Origin of the sequence: Micromonospora sp. NBC_00617 (genome assembly GCF_045161355.1) — a bacterium.
In the GTDB taxonomy this organism is placed as follows: Bacteria; Actinomycetota; Actinomycetes; order Mycobacteriales; family Micromonosporaceae; genus Micromonospora.
On record NZ_CP107751.1, the window covers coordinates 4,285,494 to 4,310,091 of the forward strand.

Annotated in this window: 20 protein-coding genes; 6 read left to right on the forward strand and 14 right to left on the reverse strand. The window is 72.3% G+C overall.

From position 1 onward, the window contains the following. Positions 1-3: 3 nt before the first annotated feature. The 8 genes from OG505_RS19600 to pcaF all read right to left on the reverse strand — a co-directional run bounded on the left by OG505_RS19600 (position 4) and on the right by pcaF (position 10,918). Positions 4-1,359, reverse strand: a complete 1,356-nt coding sequence (locus OG505_RS19600; protein WP_405426362.1) for an aldehyde dehydrogenase family protein — start codon at positions 1,357-1,359, stop codon at positions 4-6. A 116-nt stretch (positions 1,360-1,475) separates the two neighbouring features. After that, positions 1,476-2,840 (reverse strand): glutamine synthetase family protein, encoded by a 1,365-nt coding sequence (locus OG505_RS19605; protein WP_405426364.1) that lies wholly within the window; start codon positions 2,838-2,840, stop codon positions 1,476-1,478. 100 nt (positions 2,841-2,940) lie between these two features. Continuing rightward, positions 2,941-3,582, reverse strand: a complete 642-nt coding sequence (locus OG505_RS19610; RefSeq protein WP_405426366.1) for a GyrI-like domain-containing protein — start codon at positions 3,580-3,582, stop codon at positions 2,941-2,943. Positions 3,583-3,994: 412 nt separating this feature from the next. Further along, positions 3,995-5,572, reverse strand: coding sequence for an amino acid permease (locus OG505_RS19615; RefSeq protein WP_405426368.1), 1,578 nt, complete (start codon positions 5,570-5,572; stop codon positions 3,995-3,997). 359 nt (positions 5,573-5,931) lie between these two features. After that, positions 5,932-6,432 carry a DUF456 domain-containing protein gene (locus OG505_RS19620; protein ID WP_405426370.1) on the reverse strand — a complete coding sequence of 167 codons (501 nt, stop codon included), beginning with the start codon at positions 6,430-6,432 and terminating at the stop codon, positions 5,932-5,934. A gap of 144 nt (positions 6,433-6,576) precedes the next feature. After that, entirely contained in the window at positions 6,577-8,739 is a 2,163-nt protein-coding gene (locus OG505_RS19625) for a putative bifunctional diguanylate cyclase/phosphodiesterase (protein WP_405426372.1), read from the reverse strand. 6 nt (positions 8,740-8,745) lie between these two features. Then, positions 8,746-9,558 carry an SAM-dependent methyltransferase gene (locus OG505_RS19630; RefSeq protein WP_405426374.1) on the reverse strand — a complete coding sequence of 271 codons (813 nt, stop codon included), beginning with the start codon at positions 9,556-9,558 and terminating at the stop codon, positions 8,746-8,748. A 136-nt stretch (positions 9,559-9,694) separates the two neighbouring features. Beyond that, complete coding sequence (gene pcaF, locus OG505_RS19635) at positions 9,695-10,918, reverse strand: 3-oxoadipyl-CoA thiolase (RefSeq protein WP_405426376.1); 1,224 nt, start codon at positions 10,916-10,918, stop codon at positions 9,695-9,697. A 107-nt stretch (positions 10,919-11,025) separates the two neighbouring features. Between pcaF and OG505_RS19640 the strand changes: the two genes are divergently transcribed. From OG505_RS19640 to OG505_RS19655, 4 genes are all read left to right on the forward strand, one after another. Next, positions 11,026-11,991: a glutathione S-transferase family protein gene (locus tag OG505_RS19640; protein WP_405426378.1), complete on the forward strand. Its 966-nt coding sequence runs from the start codon at positions 11,026-11,028 to the stop codon at positions 11,989-11,991. Beyond that, entirely contained in the window at positions 11,984-12,652 is a 669-nt protein-coding gene (locus OG505_RS19645) for a DUF998 domain-containing protein (protein ID WP_405426380.1), read from the forward strand. The genes OG505_RS19640 and OG505_RS19645 overlap by 8 nt, the downstream gene beginning before the upstream one ends. Before the next feature lie 197 nt (positions 12,653-12,849). Next, positions 12,850-14,142 (forward strand): dicarboxylate/amino acid:cation symporter, encoded by a 1,293-nt coding sequence (locus OG505_RS19650; RefSeq protein WP_405434608.1) that lies wholly within the window; start codon positions 12,850-12,852, stop codon positions 14,140-14,142. A 65-nt stretch (positions 14,143-14,207) separates the two neighbouring features. Further along, complete coding sequence (locus tag OG505_RS19655; protein ID WP_405426382.1) at positions 14,208-15,275, forward strand: NADH:flavin oxidoreductase/NADH oxidase; 1,068 nt, start codon at positions 14,208-14,210, stop codon at positions 15,273-15,275. A gap of 115 nt (positions 15,276-15,390) precedes the next feature. Here OG505_RS19655 and OG505_RS19660 read toward each other — a convergent pair whose 3' ends face one another. The 3 genes from OG505_RS19660 to OG505_RS19670 are packed head-to-tail and all read right to left on the reverse strand — an operon-like array spanning position 15,391 to position 19,080. After that, positions 15,391-15,984: a TetR/AcrR family transcriptional regulator gene (locus OG505_RS19660; protein ID WP_405426384.1), complete on the reverse strand. Its 594-nt coding sequence runs from the start codon at positions 15,982-15,984 to the stop codon at positions 15,391-15,393. 10 nt (positions 15,985-15,994) lie between these two features. Beyond that, the gene (locus OG505_RS19665) at positions 15,995-18,229 is read right to left on the reverse strand and encodes a YhgE/Pip family protein (protein WP_405426386.1); all 2,235 of its coding nucleotides are present in this window, start codon (positions 18,227-18,229) and stop codon (positions 15,995-15,997) included. Continuing rightward, on the reverse strand, positions 18,226-19,080 hold the full coding sequence (locus OG505_RS19670) for an ATP-binding cassette domain-containing protein (RefSeq protein WP_405434609.1): 855 nt from the start codon (positions 19,078-19,080) through the stop codon (positions 18,226-18,228). The genes OG505_RS19665 and OG505_RS19670 overlap by 4 nt, the downstream gene beginning before the upstream one ends. A gap of 817 nt (positions 19,081-19,897) precedes the next feature. On the opposite strand from OG505_RS19670, the gene OG505_RS19675 reads away from it, so the two are divergent. After that, complete coding sequence (locus tag OG505_RS19675; protein WP_405426387.1) at positions 19,898-20,458, forward strand: hypothetical protein; 561 nt, start codon at positions 19,898-19,900, stop codon at positions 20,456-20,458. Positions 20,459-20,536: 78 nt separating this feature from the next. On the opposite strand, the gene OG505_RS19680 is transcribed toward OG505_RS19675, so the two are convergent. Both OG505_RS19680 and OG505_RS19685 read right to left on the reverse strand, forming a co-directional pair. After that, complete coding sequence (locus OG505_RS19680) at positions 20,537-21,376, reverse strand: GNAT family N-acetyltransferase (protein WP_405426389.1); 840 nt, start codon at positions 21,374-21,376, stop codon at positions 20,537-20,539. Between the two features lie 58 nt (positions 21,377-21,434). Next, positions 21,435-22,658 carry an MFS transporter gene (locus OG505_RS19685; RefSeq protein WP_405426391.1) on the reverse strand — a complete coding sequence of 408 codons (1,224 nt, stop codon included), beginning with the start codon at positions 22,656-22,658 and terminating at the stop codon, positions 21,435-21,437. Positions 22,659-22,770: 112 nt separating this feature from the next. On the opposite strand from OG505_RS19685, the gene OG505_RS19690 reads away from it, so the two are divergent. Beyond that, the gene (locus OG505_RS19690) at positions 22,771-23,358 is read left to right on the forward strand and encodes a PadR family transcriptional regulator (protein ID WP_139586621.1); all 588 of its coding nucleotides are present in this window, start codon (positions 22,771-22,773) and stop codon (positions 23,356-23,358) included. Between the two features lie 62 nt (positions 23,359-23,420). Here the strand turns inward: OG505_RS19690 and ispG are convergent, their stop codons facing one another. After that, entirely contained in the window at positions 23,421-24,593 is a 1,173-nt protein-coding gene (gene ispG, locus OG505_RS19695; RefSeq protein WP_354856334.1) for a flavodoxin-dependent (E)-4-hydroxy-3-methylbut-2-enyl-diphosphate synthase, read from the reverse strand. Positions 24,594-24,598 lie beyond the last annotated feature (5 nt).

Consider the following 24,598-nt stretch of genomic DNA (forward strand, 5'->3'; position numbering starts at 1 on the left):
GCGTCACTCCTTCGTCGCGATGAACACGTTCTTGACGTCGGTGAAGGAGTGCAGCGCGTCCGGGCCCAGCTCACGGCCAAGCCCGGAGCGCTTCATCCCACCGAACGGGGTCCAGTAGCGCACCGAGGAGTGCGAGTTGACGCTGAGGTTGCCCGCCTCGACGGCGCGGGCCATGCGCAGTGCCCGACCGACGTCCCGGGTCCAGATCGAGCCGGAGAGGCCGTACTCGGTGTCGTTGGCGAGCCGGACCGCGTCGGCCTCGTCGTCGAACGGGAGCACCGACACCACCGGGCCGAAGATCTCCTCCCGCCAGTGCCGGTCGGCCGGCGAGTCGGCCAGCAGCACGGTCGGCGCGTGCCAGAAACCGGGGCCATCCGGGCAGGAACCGGTGAAGGCGACGGTCGCCCCGGTCAGGTAGCCGGCGACCCGGTCCCGGTGGGCCGCGGAGATCAGCGGACCCATCTCGGCGGTGTCCCGGGACGGATCCTCGACGCGTACCGCGCGTACCGCCGGTTCGAGCAGTTCCAGGAACCTGTCGTACACCGGGCGTTGGACCAGGATCCGCGACCGTGCGCAGCAGTCCTGGCCGGCGTTGTCGAAGACCGCGCCCGGCGCGGTCGCGGCGGCGCGTTCCAGGTCGGTGTCGGCGAACACGATGTTGGCGCTCTTGCCGCCCAACTCCAGGGTGAGTCGCTTCACCTGGGCGGCGCAGCCGGCCATGATCCGGGTGCCGACCTCGGTGGAGCCGGTGAAGCAGATCTTGCGGACCGCCGGATGGCTGACGAACCGCTCCCCCACCACCGCGCCCGCACCGGGGATGACGGTGAACACGTCGTCGGGCAGGCCGGCCTCGCGGGCCAGCTCGGCCAGGCGCAGCGCGGTGAGCGGGGTCAGCTCGGCGGGTTTGAGCACCACGGTGTTGCCGGCGGCGAGGGCGGGGGCGAACCCCCAGGCGGCGATCGGCATCGGGAAGTTCCACGGCACGATCACCCCGACCACGCCGAGCGGTTCGTGAAAGGTGACGTCCAGGCCGCCGGGTACGGGGATCTGCCGTCCGGTCAGCCGCTCCGGCGCTCCGGCGTAGTAGTCCAGCACGTCGCGGACGTTGCCGGCCTCCCAGCGGGCGTTACCGACGGTGTGCCCGGAGTTGCGGACCTCCAGCGCGGCCAGCTCGTCCAGGTGCGCGTCGACGACGGCGGCGAAGCGCCGCAGCAGCCGCCCCCGATCCCCCGCTCCCACGGCCCGCCATGTCTCGAACGCCCGATCCGCCCGGGAGATCGCCGAGTCAACCTCGTCAAGGGATGCCCCCCTGATCTCCTGAAAACCAACCCCGGAAGCCGGATCAACAACCAAAGCCACGCCCCTACCGCCCCTCGCCGTCGATCGTGGAGTTGTGGTGCTTCGTGAAAGCCACAATCAACCGCACTTCGGCCACCACAGGTCCATGATCGACGCGGCCAACCCGGCGCGGGCCGTCAGAGGCGCTCGAAGCCACGGGTCAGCTCCCAGTCCGTCACCGCGGCGTCGAAGGCCGCCAGCTCCACCCTCGCCTGGTTGGCGTAGTGGGCGACCAGCTCGTCGCCGAACGCCTCCCGGGCCACCGTCGACGCCTCCCAGAGGGCCAGTGCGTCGCGTAGGGTGCCGGGGACCCGTTCGGCCTGCGGGTCGTCGTACGCGTTGCCGGCGCACTCGTCGCCCAGCTCCAACTCCCGCTCGATGCCGTGCAGCGCGCCCGCGACCAGCCCGGCGATCGCCAGATACGGGTTGACGTCGGCCCCGGGCACCCGGTTCTCCACCCGCATCCCCTGCCCGTGCCCGACCACCCGCAGGGCGCAGGTGCGGTTGTCCACCCCCCAGCGCAGTGCCGTTGGGGCGAACGAGCCCGGCTGGTAGCGCTTGTAGGAGTTGATGTTCGGGGCGAAGAGCAGGCTGAACTCCCGCATGGTGGCGAGCAGCCCGGCGAGCACCCGCTGCCCGGTCTGCGACAGGTGCGCCGGCCCGTCGCCGAGCATCGCCGAGGCGCCGGTGCGGTCGCGCAGCGAGAAGTGGATGTGGCAGGAGTTGCCCTCCCGCTCGTTCGGCTTGGCCATGAAGGTGATCGCCATGCCCTCCTGCGCGGCGATCTCCTTGGCCCCGTTCTTGTAGATCACGTGGTGGTCGGCGCAGGCCACCGCCTCGTCGTAGCGGAAGGCGATCTCGTGCTGGCCGAGGTTGCACTCGCCCTTGGCGCTCTCCGGCGTCAGCCCGGCGCCGGCCATCTCGGTGCGGATCCGGCGCAGCAGCGGCTCCACCCGGGCGGTGCCGAGCAGCGAGTAGTCCACGTTGTACTGGTTGGCCGGGGTGAGATCGCGATAGCCGCGCCGCCAGGCGTCCTCGTACGAGTCGCGGAACAGCACGAACTCCAGCTCGGTGCCCGCGTACGCGGTCAGCCCGTGCTCGGCCAGCCGATCGAGCTGCCGGCGCAGGATCTGCCGGGGTGAGGCGACCACCGGGCCCGAGCCGTCCAGCCACTCCAGGTCGGCCAGCAGCATCACGGTCCCGGGCTGCCAGGGCACTCGGCGCAGCGTGTCCAGGTCGGGTCGCATGGCGAAGTCGCCGTAGCCGCGTTCCCAGCTCGACATGGCGTACCCGTCGACGGTGTTCATGTCGACGTCCACGGCGAGCAGGTAGTTGCAGCCCTCGCTGCCGTGCGCGACCACCTGGTCCAGGAAGTAGGGGGCGTGGAAGCGCTTGCCCTGGAGGCGGCCCTGCATGTCGGTCAGCCCGAGCACCACCGTGTCGATCTCGCCCTCGGCGACCGCGACGCGCAGCTGTTCCAGCGTGAGCGGAGCTTTCCTCATTGGCGCGCCTCCATCACCAAGGTCTACTGGCAGAACCGGATCACCGTCAATGCCCCCTGCGGTCACCGTCGCAAACGCGATCGGCCGGCACGGCAGCCGGTCACCCGCGCTCATCGGACACGGCCTCGGTGGTGACCGGCTGCCGGAGAATCGTGCGCTGCTTCTCCGGTGCGACCCGCCGGAAGTCACTGAGATAGATCTCGTGGTGCCTGCCGGTCATCCGGAACCCCTGTTCGGGGATGACCTTGTCGTGCAGCGCCGCGAGCACGTCCGCCTCGTCGTCGAAGGAACCGACGTGCAGCGTCTGCACGCACCGCCCCTCGGACAGCGTCGCCAGCCGGACGTCGTCCAGCCGCGCCGGCCGGTTCTTCGCCCCGGCCTGCTCGACGGCGGCGCCGACCATGGCCCGCTCGAGCCAGTCCGGGACCATGAGCATCAGCGTCCAGTCCCACTGCGACTTGTCCCGGGCCGCGGTGAAGGAGGCCATGTCCTCGGCCCACCACAGACCTTCCAGCGGCGGGACGACATAGTCCCGCCCCAGATCCCGCTTGCTGGCGAACTTCAGCTTGTACGCCACGGGATAGAGCGCCTCGACCGCCGTGGCGAAGGCGGGCGAGGTGTTGGGGTCGCCGTGGCCGTCGATCATGAGATAGCTCATGTCGGGCACGTCCACCACCCGGAACCGGCCCTGTCGTGCCTGGTAGGCGTCGAGGGTCTTCTTGAAGTCAATCTTGTCCGTCATTGGGCACCTGGACTCGGGGTGGCGAGCCACTGCCTTCCCGCCCGAAGGGCTGAGGGAGCACGGGAACCTCACGCGCCGTCCGCGGGAGGGGAGTTTGGTTGTACCCAACCCCTACGACACCCTGGGCGTCCCTGGCCGCGCGTCAATAGCGCAACAGGTGAGAATCAGGCGGTCTTCAAGCCATGGCGTCGGCTGCTCGCCAGCCGGCCGGGTGCACTCACCGCGCCGTGCCCGTCAGCAGCCACCGGCGGACCGGAATCTCCAGCAGCACCCGGTCGCCATCCCGCTCAGGGCGAAGCCCCGAAGCACATCGAGCGCCACGATGCGGTTCCGGGCCAGGGGCGCGGCGGTTCGCCGCCGACCCCCGGCGCTCCTCGCCGGCGCCGGGTGATCCGGCGCTGGCGGGGAGGGATCAGGCCGGCTCGTCGGCCGGCGCGGGGCGCTGCTCCGGCACGTCGACGGTACGGCGGGGGCCGGTGAACCACTTCCGGGCCGAGGCGTACCACCAGAGCGCCACGCCGAGCAGCACCCCGCCGATGGCGAGCGGGGCGTAGTTCACGGCCGACCAGGTGAACTCCGCGTTGCCGGGCACGCCGGCCGGCACGATCGGCAGCACGAAGTAGACGGAGATGACGGCGATCTCGATCACCGCGATCCAGCCGAGCAGCTTGTACCTCCGGCCCAGCGTCCACGGGCCGGGGACGAACCGGTCCCCCATCCGCAGCCGCAGGAAGATCGGGATGAGGAAGGACAGGTACAGCCCGATCACCGCGACGGAGACCACCGCGTAGAACGCGACCGGCACGCCGGCCTTCTGGTAGAGCGCGGGCAGAGTGAGCACCAGACCGGCCAGGGTGGCCGCGATGATCGCGTTGACCGGGGTGCCGTTGCGGTTCACCCGGGACCAGAGCCGCCAGCCCGGCACCGCGCGGTCCCGGCTGAACGCGTACGCCATCCGGGACATCGAGGTCACACAGCTCATCCCGCAGAAGAACTGGCCGATGGTGGAGATGATGATGACGGCCTTGAAGAAGAACGGGGTCAGCGCGGACTCGAAGATGGCCCCGGAGAAGCCGCCCGCGGAGTTGATCGCGTCCACATCGGTGGCGGCGAAGAGGAAGGCGAGCAGCAGGATCCAGCCGCCGACCGCGGAGTAGAAGATCGACCGCCAGAGGCCCTGGGCGGCGGCCTTCGAGGCGCCGCGGGTCTCCTCGGAGACGTGCGCGCACGCGTCGAAGCCGGTGATCGTGTACTGGGTGAGCAGGAAGCCCAGCGGCAGCACGTAGAACCAGAACGTGAGCCCCCCGGTGTCGCCGTCGCCGAAGCCGGAGTTGTTGAACCGCTCGGTGAAGACGAACTCGAAGCTCTGGTGGTGGTCCGGGACCAGGAGCAGGATGAGCACCACCGCGGCCGCGCCGGCCACGTGCCACCAGACCGAGACGTTCTGGAGTACGTCGATGACGCGGTGCCCGTAGATGTTGATCAGCCCGTGCAGGGCGAGGATCACCACGAACAGCCCGAAGGTCTGGTGCGCGGTGCCGGCCCAGCCGTCGAAGAGCGCCGAGAAGGTCAGGTTCAGGAAGGTGGCGCAGCCGTAGTCGACCGACGCGGTCACCGCCACCAGGCCGATCAGGTTGAGCCAGCCGGTGAACCAGCCGTGCACCGGCCGCCCCATGGTGGCGGCCCACCAGTAGATGCCGCCGGCGGTCGGGTAGGCCGACACCAGCTCGGCCATGCAGAAGCCGATGATCAGAATGAACAGTGAGATCAGCGGCCAGCCCCAGGAGATGGCGACCGGCCCGCCGTTGTTCCACGCCTGGCCGAAGGTGGTGAAGCAGCCGGCCAGGATCGAGATGATGGAGAACGAGATGGCGAAGTTGGAGAAGCCACTCCACTTGCGGTGCAACTCCTGCTTGTAGCCGAGTTCAGCGAGTCGTCGGGCGTCGTCGTCGATCGGTTGCTCTGCGGTCGGCACGGGCGTCGTGGCCACTGCACACCTCCCTGAGGTGGTTCCGCTGGCGAGTGCGCAAAGTGTCGTCCCGCCGATCAAGACAGGTCAATACGATGCCGGTGGGGATCTCACCGCCGTCCCGGCTAATTGCGTTGCCGCCCGTTCAGCCCGCCCGCATGCTTGACCTCGTGACCAGGCCCGATCGCGACGGGCCACCACCGGGCGCTCGGACCGCCCGGCACCGCGGCGGCGCGGGGCACGCCTCTCTCTCCGTACGGCACCCGCCGTACCCCACAAATGCCCCGCGCCGCCCCTCCGCTGCCCGTGATCAAGAGTTTTGCGTCAGTTGGAAGGCGGATTCTGACCCACACCTCTTGATCACCGGGCTGGGGTGGGGGTCAGGTTAGGAGGAGGCCGGCTACCCAGAGGGCGCCGATGGTCAGGCCGGCCAGGAATTCCACCAGCATGGACAGGCCAGCCGCCTTGAGCGCCTGCACGGTGGACGGCCAGGCGAGCCGGTTGCTGCCCAGCCGCAGCCGCTCCGCTGCCCACACTCCCGCGACGAAGCCCAGCAGCAGACCGATCACGGGGATCACGAAGAACCCCACCAGGCCGAGCGCGCCCCCGGCCAGCAGGGACGACGTCGGCACGCCGGTGCGTTTGAGGTTCCTCCCCGGCCACAGGTACTTCACGACGATGCCGCCGACCGCGACCAGCGTCGCGACGGCGAACACCGCCCAGCCACCCGGGCCGGCGCCGCCGAAGATCGCCCAGACCAGCACCCCACCCCAGCACAGCGGCAACGCCGGCAGGCCCGGCACCACCACGCCAGCCAGCCCGGCCAGGATGGCCAGCGCGGCCACCACGGTCACCACCGTCTGCGAGTCGTTCAGGCTCACGCCGTCGCCTTCCGTCGCCACCGTCGGGACCGGCCCGATCCACCGCTCACACCGCCACCCCGCCGGGCGACGACCCGCCCGCTCGCACGCATTACACCGCCACCCCGCCGGGCAGCCGGGCAGCGACCCGCCCGTCCGTGCGCATCACGCCGTCGCCCGCCGCAGCCGGGCGGTGATCTCCTCGGCCGGCGACGGTGCGCCGAAATACCGCCCCTGCCCGGTGTCGCAGCGCAGCGCCCGCAGCCGCTCGGCCTGCACCGGAGTCTCCACCGCCTCGGCGGTGACCCACAGCTCCAGCGCGTGCGCCAACCGGACCAACGCGTCGACGATCCGCTCGTCGCGGTGGTCCGCCACCGCGTCCGTCCCGTCGGCGCGGATGCCCTCGACGAACGGGCCGGCCAGCTTCAGGCAGTGGATCGGCAGCCGCCGCAGGTACGCGAGGTTGGAGTACCCGGTGCCGAAGTCGTCGACCGCCAGCCGGACGCCCAGCGCCGCGAGTCGGTGCAGGCTGCGCAGCGGCTCGCCGGCGCTGCCCATCACGGCGCTCTCGGTCAACTCCAGCTGCAACAGCTCCGCCGGCAGGCCGCTGCTGGCCAGCACGTCCGCCACCGTCGCGACGATCGCCGGGTCGTCGGCCTGCCGGGCGGCCAGGTTGACGCTGACCACCAGCCGGGCCTCGGGGAACTCCCGTCGCCAGCGTTCGGCGTCGTGGCAGGCCCGCCGCAGCACCCACTCGCCGAGCCGGACGATCAGGCCGGTCTCCTCGGCCAGGCCGATGAACCGGTCCGGCCCGATCAGGCCCAGCTCCGGGTGCTCCCAGCGGACCAGCGCCTCCACCGCGAGCATCGTGCCCTCCAGCAGCGAGACGATCGGCTGGTAGTGCAGCACGAACTCGCCCCGGTCCAGGGCGGCCGGCAGCCCGGCGACCAGCGCCGACCGGGCCAGGTCGCGGGCGCTGCGCTCCGGGTCGTACACCGCCCACCGGCCGCGGCCGGCCGCCTTGGCCCAGTAGAGCGTCGTGTCGGCGGCCTTCATCAGCTCCGAGGCGGTGGTCTCCGCGGCCGGGCAGTCCACGATGCCCACGCTGGCGGAGACCGCCAACTGCTGGTCGCCGAGATACACCGGGGCGGCGACGGCGGCCAGCGCGGCCTCCGCCACGGCCACCGCGTCGTCGACGTCGTCGCCGCCATCGACCAGGATGACGAACTCGTCGCCGCCCATCCGGGCGACCAGGTGGCCGTGGTCGGCCACGCACTCGGCGAGCCGCCGGCCGATCGCCACCAACAGCCGGTCGCCGAGGTCATGGCCGAGGCTGTCGTTGATCGCCTTGAAGCCGTCCAGGTCGAGGAAGCACACCCCGACCCGTTGAGCGGGCCCGGCGGTGTCGAAGACCCGGCCCAGCGTCTCGAAGAACAGGGTCCGGTTGGGCAGCCCGGTCAGCGGGTCGTGCAGCGCCTGGAAACGCAGCCGCTGCTGGAGTTCGTACCGCTCGGTGATGTCCTCGATCATGGCGACGGTAAACCGGGGCCGTCCGTCGTCGTACCGGATCAACGACACCGCCAGGTCCGTCCAGACGACACTGCCGTCCTTGCGGTGGTAGCGCTTCTCCACCCGGACCGAGTCCTGCTTGCCCTCGATCAGCTCCTGGTACAGCTCCCACATGCCGGCGGCGTCGTCGACGTGGAACAGCTCCGCCACGTTCATCTCGCACAGCTCTTCGATCGAGTAGCCGAGCATGTCGGCGAACGCCGTGTTGACGTCGATGATCTGACCGTCCACCCCGGCGATGCCGATTCCGATCGCCGCGCCGGTGAAGACCGCCCGGAACCGCGCCTCACTGTCGCGCAGCGCCTGCTCGACCTCGTCGCGGGCCTGCCAGGCCGAGCGGGCGATGCGCTCCTGCTGGGTGAAGGTGCGGTCGCGCAGCGCGCGGGCGAACCCGGCGGCCAACCCGCCCTGCACCGCAGCGATCCGCTCGCCCAGGTCGGCCGGCCGGTCGCCGGACGCCAGGACCCGATCGGGGAAGTCGTCACCGAGCGCGCGCAGTGACCACTCCAACGCCCGGGGCTCGGTCAGGTGCGCCTCCACCAGCGCCCGCCCGACCTCCTCGGCGGGACGGGCGCTGAACGGCTCGGCCCGCACCACCTGGGCCAGCCGGACGGTGTGCAGCAGCAACAGCCGCTCGGTCTCGGCCGCGCTGAGCGGCACGAAACCGATGCGGCGTACGGCGCGGGCCCAGTCGGCGGCGTAGCCCTGGGCGCCGCCCCGACCGACGTCGACCCCGGTGAGGTCCGGGACGGCGGCCACTGGAGATCAGCCGGCGGGCTGGTCGTACCGGGCCACGCCCCCGAAGGCGCCGAACCGCTCGGGGTACTCGTCCACGTCGGCCGGCGAGTCGGGACGCCACAGTGGCATGTGCACCACACCCGGTTCGAGCACCGTCCAGTCGCCGAAGAAGCCGGTGACCTGCGCACGGGAGCGCAGGGTGATCTCGGTGGCCGTCCGGGCGGAGAGGCGCTGGGCGTCCAGCATCTCCTGTGGCTGGTCCTCGAAGGTCGAGTGCGAGATGACCAGGAAGCTGCCGGGCGCGGCGGCGGCCCGCAGGGTGGACAGGATCTCCTCGGGACCGTCGGCGTCGGGGATGAAGTGCACCACCCCGGCCAGCAGGATGCCCATCGGTCGACTGAAGTCGATCAGCCCGAGCCGCCGGGTCTCGGCAAGGATCCGCTCCGGCTCGCGCAGGTCGGCGTGGATCACCCCGGTCAGGTCGTTGCCGGCGAGCAGTTCTCGGCTGTGCGCGACGGCCACCGGGTCGATGTCGACGTAGACCACCCGGGCCTTCGGGTTGGCCGCCTGGGCCACCTCGTGCACGTTGCCCACGGTCGGGATGCCGGAGCCGATGTCGAGGAACTGGTCGATGCCGGCGTCGAGCAGCGCCCGGACGGCGCGGCGCAGGAACTCCCGACCGGAGCGCATGGTGGCGGCGAGATTCGGGGTCATGCTGGCGATCTGCTCGGCCAACTGCCGGTCGACCTCGAAGTTGTGCGCCCCACCCAGGAAGTAGTCGTACACCCGGGCCGCGCTCGGCCTGGTCAGGTCAATCTCGGTCGGCAGTGCGTCCGGCATCGGTGTGCTCCCCAGTTCGTCGCCGCGGCGCGAGGCGGCACCGGCGTCGACGAGCGCGCGCGACCGCCGGCCGACCCCGCGGGTCGTGTGGTGTGGACCACTCTAGGCCGCCGACTCCCCCGGACGGGAGATCCCTTCACGTGACTTTCCGCGCTCTGGCGGCCGACTCCAGCAGCAGCGAGATGCCCTGCCCGACGCCGATGCACATGGTGGCGAGGGCCCGGCGGCCGCCGCGACGGCGCAGCTCCAGAGCGGCGGTCAGCGCCAGCCGCGCGCCGCTGGCGCCCAGCGGATGCCCGAGCGCGATCGCGCCGCCGTTCGGGTTGACGTGCTCGGCGTCGACGGGCAACCCCAGCTCGCGCAGCACCGCCACGGACTGCGCGGCGAACGCCTCGTTCAGCTCGACGACGTCCACCGCGCCCAGCTCCACGCCGACCCGGTCGAGCAGCTTGCGGGTGGCCGGCACCGGGCCGATTCCCATGATCCGCGGCGGTACGCCGGCCGTCGCCGCGCCGCCGATGCGGGCCAGCGGGGTGAGGCCGTACCGCCGCACCGCCGCTTCGCTGGCCACCAGCAGCGCGACCGCCCCGTCGTTGACGCCCGACGAGTTGCCGGCGGTCACCGTGCCGCCGTCCCGGAACGGGGTGGGCAGCGCGGCCAGCTTCTCCAGCGACGTCTCCCGGGGGTGCTCGTCGACCTCGACCAGTCGGGTCTCCCGGCGACCCGCGGGCACGGACACCGGCACGATCTCCTCGGCAAACCGGCCGTCGGCCTGCGCCTTGGCGGCGCGCTGCTGCGACCGGTACGCGAAGGCGTCCTGCTCGGCCCGGTCGACGCCGTACTCGGCGGCCACGTTCTCCGCCGTCTCCGGCATCGAGTCGACCCCCCAGCCGTCCCGCATCAGCGGGTTGACCAGCCGCCAGCCCAGGGTCGTGTCGTACATCTCGGCCGAGCGGGAGTACGCCGAGGTCGCCTTCGGCACGACGAACGGCGCCCGGCTCATGCTCTCCACCCCACCGGCGACCACCAGGTCCGCCTCGCCGGCCACGATGGACCGGGCGGCGATGGCGAGGGCGTCCAGGCCGGAGCCGCAGAGCCGGTTGACCGTGCTGCCCGGCACCTCCTCGGGCAGGCCGGCGAGCAGCGCCGCCATCCTGGCCACGTTGCGGTTGTCCTCGCCGGCCTGGTTGGCGCAGCCGAGCACGACGTCGTCGACGCGGGCCCAGTCCACCGACGGATGCCGGGCGACCAACTCGCGGATCACGTGCGCGGCCAGGTCGTCGGGGCGGACGCCGGCCAGCGCGCCGGCGTACCGGCCGATGGGGGTACGGACACCGGCCACCAGGTATGCCACGGTCATCGCGAGTCCTTCGGGGGTGGGAAGGGCGGGGGTGAGGGCGTCCACCGGGTCGCAGGGGACTCCCCAGCCGCCAGGATATCCACGCTCCCAGCGGATAGGTTGGCGGCATGGCCCGGGCCCAGTTCAGCGCAGAGACCAGCCGTGGTGGCGTTTTCGTCCGCCAGCCCAACCGCTTCACCGGTCGGGTCACCGCCGACTCGGCCTCCCCGCCGGGTGGCGGCCCGGACGAGCAGGATCGCTGGCCCCTGGAGGCCGGCCGGTACCGGCTGATCTGGTGCCGCGCGTGCCCGTGGGCGCACCGGGCGAGGATCGTGCGCGGCCTGCTCGGGCTGGACGACGCGATCTCGCTGGGCACCGTCGACCCGATCCGGGACGAGCGCGGCTGGGCGTTCGCCCTCGACCCGGACGGCTTCGACCCCGTCCTCGGTGTCAGCTTCCTCTCCGAGGCGTACCTGGCCACCGACGCGGACTACACCGGCCGGGTGACCGTGCCGGCGCTTGTCGACACGCTGACCGGCCGGGTGGTCACCAACGACTACCCGCAGCTCACCCTCGACTTCTCCACCGAGTGGCGGTCGCTGCACGCGCCCGGTGCACCCGACCTGTACCCGGTCGCGCTGCGCCCGGAGCTGGACGCGTTGATGGCCGAGATCCACACCGACGTCAACAACGGCGTCTACCGGTGCGGGTTCGCCACCTCGCAGGAGGCGTACGACGAGGCGTTCCGGGCGCTCTTCGCCCGACTGGACGCGCTGTCCGAACGGCTGGCCGGGCAGCGCTACCTGATGGGAGACACGATCACCGAGGCCGACGTGCGGCTGTTCACCACGCTGGTGCGCTTCGACGCCGCGTACCACGGGCACTTCAAGTGCAACCGCAGCAAGCTGACCGAGATGCCGGTGCTCTGGGCGTACGCCCGGGACCTGTTCCAGACCCCGGGCTTCGGCGAGACGGTGGACTTCGACCACATCAAGCGGCACTACTACGGGACCCACCGCGAGATCAACCCGACCGGCATCGTGCCGCTGGGGCCCGATGAGTCCGGTTGGACGACGCCGCACGGGCGTGGCTGAGCCGGGGCGGGCCGGCACCGCGACGGCACCCGCCACCCGCGGGGACGTCGCCCGCCGGGTCGCCGGGTCCGCCGCCGCCGGCTGCGCGGTGGCCGGCGCGGTCGCGGTGACGGTCGCGGTCGTCGCCGGTCCCGGTCCCGGTCTGACCGGGTACGTGAGCGAGGCGGGCATCGCTGGCAGCGCGCACGCGGTGACGTACCGGATCGGGGTTCTCGCCCTGGCCGGCGCGTTGCTGCTGATCGCCGCGGCGCTGCCTCCCGGGGTACGGGTGGTGCCGGCGCTGCTCGCCACCGGCGCGGTGCTCACCGCGGTGTCCGGGGCGGTGACCTGCTCCGCCGGCTGCCCACTGCCGCCGTTCGAGCGGACCACGGTGGCCGACCTGGTGCACGGGGGCGCGAGCATCGCGGCGACGGCGGCGGTGGTCCTCGCCATGGTCGCGCTGGCCGTGTCCGGGCCGGCCGGGGCAATGGTCCGCCGGTTGGCGGCCGGCACGGCCGTGCTCGCCCTGCCGCTGTGCGCGACGATCGGGTTGGCCATGCTCGTGGTCGGCCGGGGCGCCCTGGTCGGCGTGGTGGAGCGGCTGGTTCTCGGGCTCGCGGTGTTGTGGGGCGCGGCCACCGGCACGGCCCTGGCCCTGGCCCGCCGCGAGCAGGGTTTGTAAGGAGCGTCACGGCCATCGCGCCTTGCAGATCGCGCCGATCGGCGTATCGTCGGCGAGTGATGACCAACATCTGGGATCTCACCGTTCGCCTGTATGTCGATCTCCGACTGCAGGCCAGCGGCATCTGTCCGGCGTAGCCGCCCACCACGCGCCTACCCCGACCAGATCAGACAAGTGGACATCTCATGCCCTTCGGCCTGCGCAAAATTCCCTTCTCCGTGCAGATCCTCCTCGGCCTCGTGCTCGGCGTCGCGCTCGGCTTCCTGGCCCGCAGCAACGACCTGAGCTGGCTGACCAGCACCCTGCACACCGTCGGCAGCCTCTTCATCCAGCTCCTCAAGCTGGCCGTGCCGCCGCTGGTCTTCACCGCCATCGTGGTCAGCGTGGTCAGCCTGCGCGGCGTGGCCAACGCCGCCCGGCTCGCGCTCAAGACCCTGATGTGGTTCGGCATCACCGCGCTGATCGCGGTGAGCATCGGCATCGGCCTCGGCCTGCTCACCGACCCTGGCAAGGGCGTCACCCTCGACGTGGCCGGCGCCACCGCGCCGAAGAAGACCGGCTCTTGGACCGACTTCCTCACCGGCATCGTGCCGACCAACCCGGTCGGCGCGTTCGTCGAGGGCAACGTCCTTCAGATCGTCTTCCTCGCCCTGGTGGTCGGCGCCGCCGCGCTGCTCATCGGCGAGGCCGCCGAGCCGTTCGTGAGCCTCAACCGCTCGGTGCTGGCCATCGTCCAGAAGGCGCTCTGGTGGGTCATCCGCCTCGCCCCGATCGGCACCCTCGGCCTGATCGGCAACGCCGTCGCGTCGTACGGCTGGGACCTGCTGGCGCCCCTCGCCAAGTTCACCACCGCCGTCTACGTCGGCTGCGCCATCGTGCTGTTCGTGGTCTACCCGCTGGTGCTGATCCTCGCCGGCCGGCTCAACCCGCTGCGCTTCTTCGCCGGCGCGTGGCCCGCGATCGAGCTGGCCTTCGTGTCCCGCTCCTCGGTGGGCACCATGCCGGTGACCCAGCGCTCCGTCGAGCGGCTCGGCGTCCCCCGCGAGTACGCCTCGTTCGCGGTGCCGTTCGGCGCCACTACGAAGATGGACGGCTGCGCCGCGATCTACCCGGCCCTCGCCGCGATCTTCGTGGCGCAGGTGTTCGGCGTGCAGCTCGGCGTCACCGACTACCTGCTCATCGCGTTCGTCTCGGTGGTCGGCTCGGCGGCCACCGCCGGCCTGACCGGAGCGATCGTCATGCTCACCCTCACCCTGAGCACGCTGGGTCTGCCGCTGGCCGGCGCCGGCCTGCTGCTGGCCATCGACCCGATCCTGGACATGATCCGCACCGCCACCAACGTGGCCGGGCAGGCGCTCGTGCCGACCGTCGTCGCCGCCCGTGAGGGCACCCTCGACCGGGCCGCGTACGAGTCCGCGGGCCGGCGGGATCTCGTCGACCCGGAGCCGGTCGCCGACACCCGGCCCGAGCTCAGCCCCGTCCCTGCCTGACAGCTCACTGCACGGCGACGGGCCCCTCACCCGGGGCCCGTCGCCGTTTTGGAAAGGATGACCCCATGAGCGCCCTGTTCACTCCCCTGGCCCTGCGCGGCGTCACCCTGCCCAACCGGATCGCCGTGGCGCCGATGTGCCAGTACTCGGCCGGAGCGGACGGCCTGCCCACCGACTGGCACCTCATCCACCTCGGCACCCGCGCGGTCGGCGGGGCCGGACTGGTGCTGACCGAGGCGACCGCCGTACTCCCCGAGGGCCGGATCTCCCCGCAGGACACCGGGCTGTGGTCCGACGCGCACGTGGACGCCTGGCGACCGGTGACCGCGTTCGTCGCCGCCCACGGTGCGGTGCCGGCCGTCCAGCTCGCGCACGCCGGTTTCAAGGCCTCCACCTACCGCCCGTGGGCGCCGGAGCGCGGCGGAGTGCCGGACGCCGAGGGTGGTTGGACGCCCGTCGCTCCCGGGTCCGAGCCGTTCACTCCCGGCTACCGGACGCCGACCGCCCTCGACGCGGCGGGCATCGCCCGCGTGGTCGACGCGTTCGCCGCCGGCGCCGAGCGGGCCCTCGCGGCCGGTTTCGCCGCCGTGGAGATCCACGCCGCGCACGGTTACCTGCTCAACGAGTTCCTGTCGCCGCTGACCAACCACCGCACCGACTCCTACGGCGGCGACCGGGCCGCCCGGATGCGGCTCACCCTGGACGTCGCCCGTGCGGTGCGCGCCGCGGTCGGCGAGAGCGTGCCGGTGCTGACCCGGATCTCCGCCACCGACTGGGTCGAGGGCGGCTGGACCGTCGAGGACAGCGTGGTGCTCGCCGGTGAACTGGCCGGCGTCGGCGTCGACCTGGTTGACACCTCCTCCGGCGGCGTCAGCGCCGACCAGCGCATCCCGCTCGGCCCCGGCTACCAGGTGCCGCTGGCCGCCCAGATTCGCCGCGAGGCGGGCGTGCCGACCGGCGCGGTCGGCCTGATCGTCGAGCCGGAGCACGCCGAGCAGATCGTCGCCAGCGGCGAGGCCGACCTGGTGCTGCTCGGCCGGGAGCTGCTGCGCGACCCGTACTGGCCGCGCCGCGCCGCGGCGAAGCTCGGCGGCGCGTACAGCGGGCCCGCCCAGTACGCCCGCGCCTGGTGATTCCCGCCGGTCGGGCGGCTGCCGTCACCGGCAGTCGCCCGACCGTCAGCCGGCCAGCGTCAGACGGCGCGGCGAGGTGCCCCACAGATCACGGAGCCCTGAGCAGGGCTTGCGGTCAGGTCTGAGCGACGCGGCGCACGATGCCGAGCAGCGCCTCCTGCACGTCGTCGATGGGCCGGTCGGGCTGGAACACCAGCCAGTCCACGGCCACCACCAGACCCACCCCGAACAGCGCCGAGGAGGCGGTGGGCACGTCCAGATCGGCCGGCAGGTCCCCGCTGTCCACCCCGGCCCGTACGGTCTCGGCGATCACCGCGATCGCCTCGCCGCGTAACAGCCGCAACGTCTGCTGCCACTCCCGGTTGGTCCGCCACATCTCCGACAGCAGCAGTTGGGCGAAGGCCCGGTACCGGCGGATGTACTCCAGTTCGGCGCGCACCAGGGCCGCCAGCGCGGCGCGCGGCGGCTGCCCGGCGACCGCCGCCCGGAACTCGGCGGTGAGCAGGCCGATGCCGTGGCGCAACAGCTCCTCGAAGAGCACCGTCTTGGACTCGAAGTTGTAGTAGACCGTGCCCTTCGCGACACCGGCCCGGGCCGCGATGTCGTCCACGGTGGTCGCGGAGAAGCCGCGCTCGGCGATGAGGTCCACCGCGGCGACGAAGAGCCGCTGACGCGTGTCCTCCCGCCGTCTCGACCGTCCGTCCGTCACCGGCCCATCCTCACATGGTCAGCTCGGGGTGCAGCTTCGCCGGGGTGAGCCGGCGTGAGCGACGGGCCGCGCTGGCGGTCAGGGCCAGCGCCGCCACCGTGAAACCGAGCAGCACGAGCACCGCCGTCACCACCGGGCCAGCCGGGCCGCCGTTGATGGTGTGGCGCAGCCCGGCCACCACGTAGCTCATCGGCAACCAGGGGTGGATGGCCTGGAAAAAGGCGGGCGAGGTCTGGACCGGGTAGGTGCCGCCCGAGGACGTGAGCTGAAGCATCAGCAGGGCCAGCGCGGCGAGCCGCCCGGCGGGGCCGAGCTGGGCGCCCAGCCACTGCATGATCGCGGTGAAGGCGAGCGAGACCAGCGCCAGCAGACCCAGCGTCGCGGCGGGGCGCACCGGGTCCAGCCCCAGCACCAGCGTCACCACGGTGAAGAGGACACCGGCCTGGGCCAGCCCGACCGCCGCGGCGGGCAGCCAGCCGGCCAGCGCGACCCTCCCTACGGGAGCGCCGGACATGACGTGCCGCCGGTTGACCGGCCGCAGCAGCATGTATGTGATCATCGCGCCGACCCAGAGCGCCAGACCGAGGAAGTACGGCGCGAAGCCGACCCCGTACGAGCCGGCCGGGTGGCGGGCCGAACGGTCCAGTGACACCGGATCGCCGAGGATGCCGGAGCGGGCGTCCGCGTCGTCGTACCCCGGAATCTTCTTCTCTCCGTCGGCCAGGCCGTCGGCGAGGTCACCGGCCCCGCCGCCCAGCCGGGTCAGCCCGGAGGCCAACTCGCCGGCGCCGCTCTCCAGCCGGACCAGGCCGTCGGCGAGCCGGTCGCCGCCGACGCTGAGCCGGTCGAGCCCGCCGTCCAGCTCGCGGGCCCCGGTGGCCAGGCGGAACAGCCCGCCGCGCAGCTGCTCGGCCCCGGTCGCCGCGTCGCCGAGACCGTCGCGCAGTTGGGCACTGCCGTCGGCGAGGGTGCCCAGCCCGGCTGCCAGCTCGTCGACCTTGCCGCGTGCGGCGGCCACGTCGTCGGCCAGGTGCGGCGCCGCGGCGGCGATCTGCCGCGCCGTGGCGGCCACCACGGTCATCCGCTCGCGCAGCGCGGTCAGGTCGGCCTGGTCGAGACCATCGACGACCGCCCGCGCCGCCTCGACTCCGGCCACTGCCGCCGTCCGGGCGGCGACGACGGTCGGATCGTCGGCCAGCTCCGGGTGCGCGGCGACCAGGGCGTCGAGCCGATCGCGCACCACCTGGGCCTGGGTCTGGGCCTTCTGCGCACGCTGCGGCAGAGCGTCCAGACCGTCGGCGAGCGCCTGCGCCCCGTCGGCGATGGCCGTCGCCGACCGCTCGATCTGCTCGGCGTTCTCCCGCAGCACCGGCTCGATCGTCGCGGCCGCGCCGTCCACCCTGCTGGCCACCGCGCGGGTCGCCGTCGCGGCGCGCGCGGTGCCGTCGGCGAGCTGCGCGGCACCGGTCCGCAGTTGATCCAGCCCGGTGGCCAACTCGTCGGCGCCCCGCGCGCTCGCGTCCAGGCCGGCGGAGAGCCGGCCCGCCCCGGCGGCGGAGCTGTCCAACCCGTCTGCGACCTGCCCGGCACCGTCGGCCGAGCTGTCCAACCCGTCGGCGATACGACCCGCGCCCGCCTCGGAGCTGCCCAGCCCGTCGGCGAGCTGACCGGCGCCGTCGGCGGCCCGATGAGTCTCGGCCTTGGCATCGGTGAAGCCCACCAGCATCCGGGCGAAGTAACCGGATGCGGCGCTCTCGGCCGCGGCGGCCCGGATCTCGCTGAACGCCGAGCGGGCGAGCAGACCGGACAGGTAGTTGGTGGCGTCGTCGTTGACCACCTTCAGCTCGCCCCGCTGGGCCCGCTGGCCGGGCTCCGGGCTCGCGGCGAGCGTCGCCGAGAAGTCCGCCGGAATGGAGAACACCAGGTGGTAACGGCCGTTGCGCAACCCCGCGTCGGCGTCCTCGGCATCGGTGACCTGCCAGCCGAACACCCGACGGTCGATCAGCTCGTCGGTCAGGTCCTGCCCGGCGTGCACCACCGACCCGTCGCTGGCCGTCGCCGGCCGGTCGGCGTTCACCAGGGCGACCGGAATCCGGTCCATCTTTCCGTACGGATCCCAGAAGGCGTAGAGGTAGAGCGCCCCGTAGAGCAGCGGCACGACGGTCAGCACGGCCAGCGCGGCGCGCGGCAGCCGCCCCCGGGTCATCCGGCGCAACTCGAACCAGGCCAGTCGGACAACACTCATCGGTTCACCTCGGCGTCCTGGCCGGCGGCGGCCCCGACGGCAACAGCGGTTGTGGACGGGCCCAGTCGGTGCACGATCGACGGCGAATGCGGTTCCACCTCGCGGGCGGTCACCACCACCGCGATGCCCCGGTCGGTCAGCCGACCGAGAAGGCCCCAGAGCAGGGCGCGGTCCGCATCGTCCGTACCCGCGTCGATGTCGTCGGCAAGGATCAGCCCCGGCCCCGCGAGGGTGGCGAGCACCAGCCCGAGGATCTGGCGCTGCACCGGGGTCAGGTCCCGTCCTCGGCTGGCCGGGTCGAGCGGGATGTCCGTGCCCAGTCCGGCACCTTCGACAACTGCGGCGACCGCGTCCCGCCGGCCCTGTCTCGGCCACCCGCGACGGCCAATTGGTCGACCGCCCACCGTGCCGCACCCGAAGAACCCTCGACGGCCCGTCGACCTTCGGCCGCCTCCGCCTTCACCAGCGCTTTCGCTTTCGCTTTCGGCAGCGTCGGCAAGCCCGACAGCCGCGAACTCGCCCGCCGCACCGCCACGAAGGGCCGTGGGTCCGGCGCGGTCAGCTCGCCGCCCAAGCAGCGACAGTCGTTCCGAGATGTGCTCGGCGACCGTCAACTCCGGGTCGGGCTCGTGCACCCCGGCCACCTGACCGAGCGCCGCCACCGCACGGCGCTCCAACTGGCCTTCGCTAGTGGGGAAGCGGCTCGCCAGGGCGAGGAGCAGAGAGGTCCGTCCGCTACCGGGCACCCCGACGATCGCGTGCAGCTCACCCGCGTTGACCGCAAGGTCGACACCCCGAAAAACCCACCCTCGGGCGGTACGCAGGCCAAGACCCCTCGCCTCGACGACCATCACGCCCACCCCGATCACTGTACTGACTGGTCAGTCTAAAAACATGGCCCAGCCTAGGCGTGCTGGTCGGGTTCGCGCCCGTCTGGGACGCGTGATCCCGGTCATCACCCGCGCGTGGATGCGTGCCGCCGAGCCGGCTCCGCCGCTTGGCGTGATCAACACGAGGTCGGCGATGTCGGGGTATCAACCCGCCCCGGATACCCCGACATCGGCGGACCCGAGTCGATCACCACCCAGACGCACCCTCCGGCGGCGTTCGCTGCGCCAGATGGGCGGGACGTCCGTTTCCGGACGGCCGTTGGGCCCGCCTGACGGCGGCGTCGACGGCGACGGCTTCGACGAGCGGCGCCCAGGTGTGACCGGTCGCATCCGTCGGGCGGAATCGTGGCGGGCCGGGGGTCGTTACATACCCGACGATCGCAGGACCACGACCACCCCGCCCGGTTCGACTGGGATGGGAATGGCCGGTCGGGCCGGGTCGTTGCAGATCCCCGAACGACCGTGGGCTCGCCCCCAGGGCCTGGCCCCGGTCAGGGCCCGGGAATGACCCCGGCCCGGCGGTCGTTACACACGGTCCGGCGCCACGAGCCCCGCTCGCGGGCCGCCCCCGGGAATGACCTCGGGCCGGTGGTCGTTACATACGGTCCCGGCGCCACGAGCCCCCGCTCGCAGGTCGCCCGCGCCGCGAACCCCCGGGTTCGCCGGCCGCCCCGCAGACTTTCCCCTGTTTGTGCAGCGCCGGACGAGGTGCTCACACCCGCGTCACCGTCCCCCGATGGTGGTGTGTGGTGTTCCTACCCCCGAAGGAGCTACCCCCATGAACACGATCTTCCGCAAGAGCATGCTGTCCGTTGCCGGTATCGCGTTCGCCGGTGGTGTCTTCGCCGGCCCGATCGCCGCGCACGCCAACCCCGTTGATGCCAAGCCGGCCGCGGCAGCCGTACACACCGCGGCGTCGAAGCCGCAGGGCGCCCAGTCGCACATCACCCTCAACGACGAGCAGACCGCCAACGTCAAGGCGATCATCGCCGCCACGAAGAAGGCCGGCCTGCCCGAACGCGCCGCGGTCATCTCGATCGCCACGAGCCTGCAGGAGTCCAAGCTGGAGAACCTGGGTCACCTCGGCGACGCCAACGACCACGACTCGCAGGGCCTGTTCCAGCAGCGCCCCTCCAGTGGTTGGGGCACCCCCGAGCAGATCACCAACCCCGAGTACTCCACCACCGCGTTCCTCAAGGGCCTGCGTCAGGTTGACGGCTGGCAGGACATGCCGCTGACCAAGGCCGCCCAGACCGTGCAGGTCTCCGCCTACCCCGACGCCTACGCCCAGTGGGAGCAGCAGGCCACCGACCTCGTCGCCCAGCACTGGAACAGCTGACCCACCGCACCACCCCGACCGATGGCCGGCACCCGAGAACGGGTGCCGGCCATCGGCATACCCAACCCCGGCTCGGGCTCAGAAGAGGACGGTGGCGAGCGTGCCGACCGGCTGGAAGCCGCACCGCTCGTACACCCGGCGGGCCGGCAGGTTGAAGTCGTTGACGTACAGGCTGACCGTGGGGGCGGCCCGGAGCAGCGCGTCGCGTACGACGGCGGCCATCGCACCGGCGGCGATGCCCCGGCCCCGCCACTCCGGCGCGACCCAGACGCCCTGGACCTGAGCGGTCCGTTTGGTCACCACGGCCAGCTCGGCCTTGAACACGACCTTGCCGTCGACGAACCGGGCGTACGCGCGACCGGCGCGGACCAGGTCGTTGACTCTGCGGCGGTAGCTGCGGCCGGCGTCCTCGGCGAGCGGGGAGACACCCACCTCCTCGGTGTACATGGCGACGGCCGCCGGAAACAGCCGGTCGACCTCGCCGGAGCGGACGCGGCGTACCTCTGGATCGGCCGGTACGGCCGGCAGTGTGTCGGTGACCAACAGCGGCTGGTTGGGGCGGACGTCGCGGGCCGGGCCCCACGTGCCGGAGAGCCGGTCCCAGAGGCCGAGGACGGCGTCGGCGCGGCCGACGATGGAGGAGCAGAGCCGCTCCTCCCCCGCGAGCAGGTCGGCGAAGGCGGACACAGCGGCGTCGGTGGCGAGCACCGGCGTCAGGTTGCCACCGAGCCAGCACAGCGATTCGAGGTTGCGCCGGGTGCCGTACCCCAGGATCCGCCCTTCGGCCCGCCACCAGGAGAGCCCGCGCGCGGCGATGCGCTCCGCGACCTGCGCGCCCGCGAACGGGTCACGGTCGAGGAGGCGCTCGACCGCGCGGCGCTCCGATTCCCCCAGTTGCCGTACCGGCACCGTCAGCACGACTACCAGCCTGCCAGATCGACCCCCCGCCCCGCCGGCCGAGTGGCGAGCCCGGCCGTCAGACGGTCAGCGGCGCGGCGACCGGGCTGGTCGGGCGGGTCCGGCCGGCCCACCGGACGACCGGGGGAACCAGGGCACCGAGCAGGAGGAACAGCCCGCCCAGCGCGAGCCATCCCAATACGCCCCAACCGAGGGCGAGGCTGGTCACCACGACGGGCGCGAGCATCTTGCCCAGCTCGTAACCCATGCCGTACGTCCCCTGGTACTGCCCGTGCGCGTCGGCGGGCGCCAGCCCGAAGGAGATCCCCCATCCGGCGGCGGAGTGCCACAGCTCCCCGATCACGTGCGCCAGCGACCCGCAGCAGAGCAGGCCGATGGCGCCCGGTGTGGGCAGCGCGCCGCTGGCGGCGAACAGTACGCAGGCCAGCGCGATGACGGCCCCCGCCCGGCGGGACGCGCGGGCGGCCCCCGGCAGGGTGACGGCGCTGCGTGCCGCGCGTACCTGCAGGAGCACCACCAGCGCGGTGTTGACCAGCGTCAACACCGAGATCATCCAGGCCGGCGCGGTGGTGTGCCCGGCGATCCACAACGGCAGGGCGAGGGTGAGCAGGCTGAAGTGCATGGACATCAGCCCGTCGAGCAGGGTGAAGGCGAGGAACGGGCGGTCCCGTAGGGCGACCAGCCGGGGTCCTCGCGTCGGGGCGGCGACGGGTGCGACGGTGGGCAGCCGGACGGAGATCGCCGCTGCGGCCAGCGACGCCGCCGCCGTGGTCAGGATCAGCGTGAGGTAGCCGGCGCGGGTGTCGGCGGCGATGGCGAAGCCGCCGAGGACGGCGCCGACGGAGATCCCGACGTTGGTGGTGGCTCGCAGGTAGGCGCGGGTGTGCACCCGCTGGTCGGCCGGGATCGAGCCGGCGATGAGCGCTCCCCGGGCGCCGCGCTCGACCGCGTCGGCGAGCGCCGTGGCGGCGCCGACCAGCAGGAAGGCGGGGAACGAGCGGACGGTGATCAGCCCGGCGGTCAGGACGCTGGCCGCGATCAGCCCGCCGACCTGTGCGCCGCGTGGCCCGACGCGGTCGGCCAGGTAGCCGCTCGGCGCGCTCGCGAGCACGCCGACGAGCGCCGAGATGGTCAGCCCGACACCGACCTGGGTGGCCGAGAGGCCGACCGAGCGGGTGAGAAAGAGCGCGCTGGCGACCAGCCACAGGCCCCGCCCGACGGTCTTGACCAGGGTGCCGATGGTGAGGATCCGGGCCGGGCCGGGCGGTGGGAGCAGACGCATGCCCGACACCTTAACAAGACGTACGTACGGTTTATAAGTAGGGCCTTGCCGGCGATGCATTGCCGATATATCGTTGATGCATCAGCGACAGTACGGAGAGAGGAAGAACCGCATGAGGTTCCATCGACAGCACCACCCGATGCACGAGGCGCGGATGCGGGGGTTCGGCTTCCCGCCGGTCCCGCCCGGCCCGCACGGCCACGGCCACGAGCACGGCGGCCCCTGGGGCGGACGCGGTCGCGGACGGGGCAGGGGCCGCCGCCCCAACGTCCGTGGCGCGGTGTTGGCCCTGCTCACCGAGCGGCCGATGCACGGCTACGAGATGATCCAGGAGATCGACTCGCGCACCGGCGGCGCCTGGCGGCCCAGCCCGGGTTCGATCTACCCCACCCTTCAACTCCTGGAGGACGAGGGTGTGATCGCCGCCAGCACCGAGGAGTCCAGCGGTGGGCGCAAGCGGTTCACGGTCACCGAGGCCGGGCAGGCGGAGGCCACCGCGGCCGCGCAGACCCCGGCGTGGGCGGATGTCGCCCAGGGCACCGTGAGCAGTTGGCACGACATCCGCGACTCCGGCGCGCAGGCGATGAACGCCCTGCGTCAGGTGATGATGAACGGCACCGACGACCAGCGTGAGCGGGCCGCCCAGGTGCTCGACGAGACCCGGCGCAAGCTGTACGCGATCCTCGCCGAATCCGAGTGAGATCGGCAGAACGAATGCGGGCCGCTCCCCGAGGGGGAACGGCCCGTATTCGTCGAACTGACTCAGTGCACGGTGACCGTCGGGCCGGTGACCAGCCCGCGCAGCTCCTCGGGAAGCTCGGCGCCCATCTCGTCGGCGATGCGCAGCGCCTCCTCGATCAGCGTCTCCACGATCTGCGCCTCGGGCACCGTCTTGACGACCTGGCCCTTGACGAAGATCTGGCCCTTGCCGTTGCCGGAGGCGACCCCGAGGTCGGCCTCGCGGGCCTCGCCCGGACCGTTCACGACGCAGCCCATGACGGCGACCCGCAGCGGCACCGGCAGCCCTTCCAGGCCGGCGGTGACCTCCTCGGCGAGCTTGTAGACGTCCACCTGGGCCCGCCCGCAGGACGGGCAGGAGACGATCTCCAGACCGCGCTCGCGCAGACCGAGGGACTCCAGGATCTGGTTGCCGACCTTGATCTCCTCGACCGGCGGGGCGGACAGCGACACCCGGATGGTGTCGCCGATCCCCTCGGCCAGCAGCGCGCCGAACGCGACCGCCGACTTGATGGTGCCCTGGAAGGCCGGCCCGGCCTCGGTGACGCCGAGGTGCAGCGGGTAGTCGCACTGCTCGGCGAGCTGCCGGTACGCGCGGATCATCACGACCGGGTCGTTGTGCTTGACCGAGATCTTGATGTCGCGGAAGCCGTGCTCCTCGAACAGCGAGCACTCCCACAGCGCCGACTCGACAAGCGCCTCGGCGGTGGCCTTGCCGTACTTGGTCAGCAGCCGCTTGTCCAACGAGCCCGCGTTGACGCCGATCCGGATCGGCACCCCCGCGTCCCCGGCGGCACGAGCGATCTCCTTGACCTTGTCGTCGAACTGCCGGATGTTGCCCGGGTTGACCCGGACCGCCGCGCAGCCCGCGTCGATCGCGGCGAAGACGTACTTGGGCTGGAAGTGGATGTCGGCGATCACCGGGATCTGCGACTTCTTGGCGATCGCGGGCAGCGCCTCGACGTCGTCCTGCGACGGCACCGCCACCCGGACGATCTGGCAGCCGGACGCGGTCAGCTCGGCGATCTGCTGCAGGGTCGCGTTGACGTCGGAGGTGAGGGTCGTGGTCATCGACTGCACGGACACCGGCGCACCGCCGCCGACGGGCACCGAACCGACCATGATCTGGCGGCTGGCCCGGCGGGGAGCGAGCGGCGGGGGCGGCACGGCGGGCATACCGAGACTGATAGCGGTCACTTCAG